6 protein-coding genes are annotated in these 6,305 nt (G+C 45.4%); 5 read left to right on the plus strand and 1 reads right to left on the minus strand.

Annotation, left to right across the window (positions count from 1 at the left end; translation table 11 throughout):
* Nucleotides 1–36 precede the first annotated feature (36 nt).
* The 4 genes from HPC38_RS10295 to HPC38_RS10310 all read left to right on the plus strand — a co-directional run bounded on the left by HPC38_RS10295 (nt 37) and on the right by HPC38_RS10310 (nt 2,907).
* The gene (locus HPC38_RS10295) at nt 37–786 is read left to right on the plus strand and encodes an OmpA family protein (protein WP_208121193.1); all 750 of its coding nucleotides are present in this window, start codon (nt 37–39) and stop codon (nt 784–786) included.
* Nucleotides 787–1,261: 475 nt separating this feature from the next.
* Entirely contained in the window at nt 1,262–1,735 is a 474-nt protein-coding gene (gene exbB, locus HPC38_RS10300) for a TonB-system energizer ExbB (RefSeq protein ID WP_208121194.1), read from the plus strand.
* Nucleotides 1,722–2,108 carry a TonB system transport protein ExbD gene (gene exbD, locus HPC38_RS10305; protein WP_208121195.1) on the plus strand — a complete coding sequence of 129 codons (387 nt, stop codon included), beginning with the start codon at nt 1,722–1,724 and terminating at the stop codon, nt 2,106–2,108. Before exbB ends, exbD begins: the two co-directional genes overlap by 14 nt.
* A gap of 1 nt (nt 2,109) precedes the next feature.
* Entirely contained in the window at nt 2,110–2,907 is a 798-nt protein-coding gene (locus HPC38_RS10310) for an energy transducer TonB family protein (protein ID WP_208121196.1), read from the plus strand.
* A gap of 66 nt (nt 2,908–2,973) precedes the next feature.
* On the opposite strand, the gene lexA is transcribed toward HPC38_RS10310, so the two are convergent.
* On the minus strand, nt 2,974–3,612 hold the full coding sequence (gene lexA, locus HPC38_RS10315) for a transcriptional repressor LexA (RefSeq protein ID WP_235977731.1): 639 nt from the start codon (nt 3,610–3,612) through the stop codon (nt 2,974–2,976).
* A gap of 216 nt (nt 3,613–3,828) precedes the next feature.
* Between lexA and plsB the strand changes: the two genes are divergently transcribed.
* Nucleotides 3,829–6,264: a glycerol-3-phosphate 1-O-acyltransferase PlsB gene (gene plsB / locus HPC38_RS10320; RefSeq protein WP_208121197.1), complete on the plus strand. Its 2,436-nt coding sequence runs from the start codon at nt 3,829–3,831 to the stop codon at nt 6,262–6,264.
* The last annotated feature ends 41 nt before the right edge of the window (nt 6,265–6,305 follow it).

Raw genomic sequence — 6,305 nt, forward strand, 5'->3', positions numbered from 1 at the left:
TGCACAAAGTGCGGTCACTTTTGATAAGGAAAAGCAATGAAAAAATTAGCAAAATGGGCCTTGCCATTGTTGGCAGCCAGCGTTGTGGCAGCGTGCGGCAACTTAAGTGATGTGAAAAAGAACGGCACAACCGACGAGCCAAAATGGCCGAAGATTGAAGATGCTAGCGTCAACTTCTCTGGCTCGCAATACGGCACCTGGCCAAACTGGGATAACGTGCGCCAAATTGAAGCGGGCATGAACAAAGACCAGCTCTATTATTTGATTGGTCGCCCACACTACCAAGAAGGTTTATTCGGCGTGCGTGAATGGGATTATGTGTTCAACTACCGTCAAAACGGCGTACACAAAATCTGCCAATTCAAAGTGTTGTTTGACACCGACATGAATGCCCAATCGTTCTTCTGGCATCCGAAAGGCTGTAACAACCAGTATGAATTGAACGGCGACTTCTTGTTTGACTTTGATTCAGCACGTTTAACACCAAAAGGTAAAAAAGTGGTTGAAACCGTGGTGGAAGGCTTGAAATCTCAAGGCATCACTGCGGTGACTGTGGACGGTTACACCGACCGCTTAGGTTCAGACAGCTATAACTTGAAACTGTCACAACGCCGTGCCGATGCGGTGAAAGCCTATATGGCGAACCTTGGCTTCCCAGCGCAAAACATTTCGACCCACGGTTTTGGTAAAGCTGACCAAGTGGTATCCTGTGATGGTGAAAGTGGTCAAGCGTTGAAAGACTGCTTACGCCCTAACCGCCGTGTGGTGATTTCCGCCAAGCAGTAAGGTATATTTATAAATCACTTAATTTTTAATTTGTTATAACGGCATCATACTTATCTTTTCTTTAGCCAAAGATGAAAAAATAATATGTTGTTGGTATGAACAAGAAAATAGAATACTAAAAAGATAGCAAAGTGATGAATAGTATAACTATTAAAAAGTAACTTACGGTGGGTTATTTAGTGACATAGCATTAATCATCAAGGTGTTTGAGCTGCGGTGAGGATTGCTATATGAACTGGCAGCTAATAACAGATAAAGACAATGTTCATTATGATGTTGAACAATACGTTTAATAAAAATGCCACAGCCCTAGTCAACGCTGCCAAACGCTGGGCATGATATTTGTTTCAACATCAACTAAACTTTCTAACCGCACTTTATGTGCATTCCAAGGCGCAATTTACATTGCGCCTTTTATTTGTCTTGCTATAATAATGAGACTAATTATCACTACTATTTAAGGTTTAAAGATACTATGCAGTCACTGTTTGAGTTTTTGGAGCAATATACAGATTACATTATTCTTGGCTCACTCGCGTTGATGAGTTTTATCATGGTATGGAAGGTGATTGAGCGGGTGCTCTTTTTTGCTAGTGTGAATGTGGCGGACTATGCGACTATCCATGATTTGGAAATTGATCTGACTCGGAATTTGACGCCGATTGCGATTATTGGCTCCAACGCGCCTTATGTTGGGCTGTTAGGTACCGTGGTTGGTATTTTGCTGACCTTTTACACCATGGGGCAAGCAGGCGGTGACATTGATGCGGCTTCCATTATGGTCAATTTGTCGTTAGCACTTAAAGCCACTGCGGTGGGGATTTTGGTGGCGATCCCCTCTATGGTATTTTACAACGGGCTTAACCGCAAGGTGGATATTAATAAAATGAAGTGGTATGCCTTACATGCACAAGCTCAGCAGGCGAGGGGGCAGGATGAAAAAATTTGATGAGATTAATATTGTCCCATTTCTTGACATTATGCTGGTGTTGCTGGCGATTGTGTTAGTGACAGCCTCTTTTATCACACAGGGCAAAATTCAAGTTAATGTGCCGAAAGCCAGCCACAATGTGACTATGAAAGCAGATGATTTAGCTAAATTGCTGACGATTACCGATGATGGTAAATGGTATTTTAACGATAAACCTATCAGCGAAGCAGAACTTGAGCAAGAGATTGCCAAATGGGATAAAACGCAAAAGGTCACGCTAAAAGTCGATGCTGCGACGCCGTTTCAGCAGTTTGTGGATGTGACCACATTATTCTCTAAGTATGAGATCAAAAATGTGGCGATCGTGACGCTCAAAGAAAAAGGGCAGTAACATGAAAAGCCGTTCTTTGATTGGCTTTACGGGCTCTTTATTGCTGCATTCTGCGCTGGCGTCGGCTGTGATCATGGCACTTGCAAAAAGTGATGACCAAAGCATCAATGGCGTGGCTGTAGCGCAACCAAGTGACAGCATTTCAATGGAAATGGTGATGGCGATGATTGAAGCACAAAAACAGCTAGAACCCGAACCCGAGCCTGCGCCAGTAGCTGAAGAGGAGCCTGAAGTGCAGCTAGAGGAACCAAAAGAAGAAGTGCCTGATCCGACGGTGGCGCCAAAGCCTATTGAAAAGCCAAAGGTGGAAAAGAAAGTTGAAAAACCAAAGCCGAAGCCAAAACCGAAACCTGAGCCGAAGCCTAAAAAAGTCACTCAATCTGTTGACAAAAAAAACAAACAAAAACCACAAAGTGCGGTCAGTGGCGAGCGCACGGTCAACAGCCCAAATCAAGCCAATTCACACTTGGCAGCAGGGGCTAAAAGCAGCAATCAAGCTGTCATCGGGCAAGGTGGCGCACAGCTTGATGATTATCGCCGCCAGCTGCGTCGTGAAATTGAGCGCAACAAGCGTTATTCACAGCGAGCTAAAATGATGCGCCAGCAAGGCAAAGTGGTTATTCGTTTTAACCTTGCGCCCAATGGTGCTATTGTGGGGGCGAGTGTTGCGACATCATCAGGTTTTTCTGAGTTGGATAAACTAGCATTACAGGCGGTGAACGCCGCACGCCCTGTCGGCCCTCGCCCTGCTGGGCTTAACGGTGCGATCACAGTGCCGATTGATTTCACTTTGCGCTAGCTCGCGTGAGCCTGACCGCACTTTAAAAAGCGTGTCTAAGCACGCTTTTTTGATGTGGAGAGTATGTCACATCCACGCATTGTTGCGAATGATGCCGACCGCTATGCCTTCTATGTCGAGGGATTGCTCGCGCAAATCTACCACAATAGGGGATAGCTCTTCATTCTCAGGGTGGAGGTACACCGTTGAGCCTTTTTTCTCAAGGCGTTTGACGGTGACTTCATCGTCGATGCGCGCTACTACGATTTGCCCATTGCGCACGTCTTTGGTGCGGTGTACTGCGAGCATATCGCCGTCCATGATGCCGACATCTTTCATTGACATGCCGTAAACTTTAAGTAAAAAGTGCGCTTGCGGTGTGAACATGGTTGGGTCAATGTGATAGGTGCTTTCAATATGTTCTTGTGCCAAAATTGGCTCACCCGCGGCCACGCGCCCGATCAGTGGCAAGCCTTCATCTTCAGGAATAGTCGTATTGTTATCTTCCTCAAGCAATAAGCGAATGCCACGTGAAGTGCCCGACAAAATTTCGATCACACCTTTGCGAGAAAGTGCTTTAAGGTGCTCTTCGGCGGAATTCGCCGAGCGAAAGCCAAGCTCTTTGGCAATTTCCATGCGCGTTGGTGGCATGCCAGTGGATTCTAAATGTTCACGCAGAAAGTCATATACTTGCTGCTGGCGTGGAGTAAGCGATTTTGAAGCCATAATTAATCCTGTCTATTTATACAGTTTGACTGATATTATATACAGTCTTCAAAATTATGCAATGGATTTTTGTTTTCATGTGCGATTGTGTGCACAAGTTCACGAAAATGGGCATAAAATCGGAGGGGCGGCATTATTTATCCCCAATAGAGAATTTTTATAGTAAAATGACAAAATTATCACTTAGTTATCATCTCATTTGATTGGATGGATTTTATGTCTGTGTTAGTGACACTTTATCGCGAAATGATCCGTTTTGCGTTGTCGTTTTTGGTCAAAAGTAGCCCTATTCCTGCTGATCCTGTTGAAGAGTTGGCTTTGGATGTTGCGCATCCGTTTGTTTATTTGTTGCCGTACACGTCACAGACGGATTTGGTGATTTTACAGCAAAATTGTCAGCAGTTAGGGTTGCCCGATCCGCTTGAGATGAACGAGATCAATGGCGTGGAAATGCCGCGCTATGTATTTTTAGACAAAGGTCGGCGCTTTTTCAAATCTAAACAGCTTGATGGGCGTGTGCGTGAGTTTTTTTCGCGCTATTTTGAGTTGCAACGTGAAAGTGAGGATCTTAATGTGCAAATTGTGCCTGTGTCGGTGCTGTGGGGACGTGCGCCAGGGTATGAGGAAAAAGTGGCACATTTACGCTTTTTCGGCCCATTGCAAAAAGTGTGGGCGATGTTATGGTATGGGCGTGATAATTTCGTTCGATTTTCTCCAGCGGTGGCAATGCGCGATATGGTACAAGTGCAAGGCAATGATGATCAAATCGCGCGCAAACTCACGCGTGTTGCAAAAATTCACTTTGCCAAACAACGTACCTCTACCACAGGCCCACGTTTGCCTAACCGTCAGGCAATGTTTAGTAAAATTTTGCAATCTGAAGCTGTGCAACGCGCCATTGCTGATGAGGCGAAAACCAAAAAAATCGACGAGTCAAAAGCTTATCAAAATGCCGAAACCATTTTGCGTGAGATTGCGGCGAACATGAATTATGAAAGTCTGCGCATGGCGGATCGCTTTTTAGGCTGGTTGTGGAATAAGCTGTATCGTGGGATTGAAGTGCAACACGCTGACCGAGTGCGTAAACTGGCGATTGAAGGCCATGAGGTGGTGTATATCCCATGCCATCGTAGCCATATTGACTATTTATTGCTCTCTTATGTGCTTTATCATCAAGGGCTTTTCCCACCGCATATTGCCGCGGGCATCAACCTGAACTTTTGGCCTGTTGGTGGGCGTTTTCGTCGTTGGGGCGCGTTTTTTATTCGCCGCACTTTCAGTGGTAATCGGTTGTATTCAAGCGTTTTTCGGCAATATCTCTCTGAGCTTTTTCAACGTGGGTATTCGGTAGAATTCTTCATTGAAGGTGGGCGCTCACGCACAGGCTGCCTGCTTGCGCCTAAAACGGGTATGCTGTCTATGACATTGCAAGCCTTATTGGAGGGGCATACTCGTCCAATCAGTTTGGTGCCAGTGTATATTGGCTATGAACATGTGCTGGAGGTTGATACTTACGCCAAAGAGCTGCGCGGTGTGGCGAAAGAAAAAGAAAGTGCGGGTCTGGTGCTGCGGGTGATCAAAAAACTGCGCAACATGGGTAAAGGATATGTGAATTTTGGCGAACCGATTACGTTAAATAGCTATCTCAACACGCATCAACCTCACTGGAAAGAGCCACAAACACAAGAAGAGAGTAAAGCGTGGCTGCCGCAAGTGGTGGATGCGATTGCAACGGATGTGATGCGCAATATTAATAATGCCGCCGCGATCAATGCCATGAATTTAATTGGTACTATTTTGCTTTCTTCACGCCAGCGCGCGCTCACACGTGAGCAAATTCTCTCTCAGCTAAGCTGTTATCAGCAGCTTCTGACCAATGTGCGTTATAGCCAAGATGTAATCGTGCCGCAAGAATCGCCACAAGAGATGCTTGAACACGTGTTGAGCTTAGATAAAGTAGGGATTGTGGTTGAGCAAGATAATTTCGGTGAAATTATTTGTCTGGAGCGCGCTTCTGCGGTGTTGATGACGTATTATCGTAATAATATCAAGCACTTGTTTGTATTGCCATCGTTGGTGGCATCGATCATTATGCACCATGAAGCGATACAACAAGGGCTATTGCTCAAAGGCATTGAAAAGCTCTATCCGTTTTTGAAAGCGGAACTGTTTTTGGATTTTGAACCTGATGAGATAGAAGGGGTGGTTAAGCGCTTGATTGGTGAACTAGAGCGCCAAGAGTTGATTGTGCGGCGCGATACGATGCTGTCGATCAATAAACGCCACATTCGCAGTCTGCAACTGCTGGCATCTAATGTACGCGAGATCGTGCAGCGTTATTATATTACGCTCAACTTCTTGCAGACAGATCCACATATTTCGCGCAATCGCCTTGAGCGAGAAAGTCAATCAGTGGCACAACGCCTGTCGGTATTACATGGCATTAATGCCCCCGAATTTTTCGATAAAGCGGTGTTCTCCACTTTTATTGCCAGCCTGAAAGATAATGACTACTTCTTGGACGATGACAGTGCAGATATCAATAAAGTGGGTGAGTTGAACATCATTTTACGTTCCCTGATGTCGAGTGAAGTGCATATGACCATCGTTAGTGCGGTGGAGCGCGCGTTAGAAAACGTCAGCGAAACATAACACACCTCTCATTCCACCCTCAAAGTGCGGTTAGACCGCAC

The sequence above is a fragment of the Spirabiliibacterium pneumoniae genome (assembly GCF_014884995.1).
Classification (GTDB): Bacteria; Pseudomonadota; Gammaproteobacteria; order Enterobacterales; family Pasteurellaceae; genus Spirabiliibacterium; species Spirabiliibacterium pneumoniae.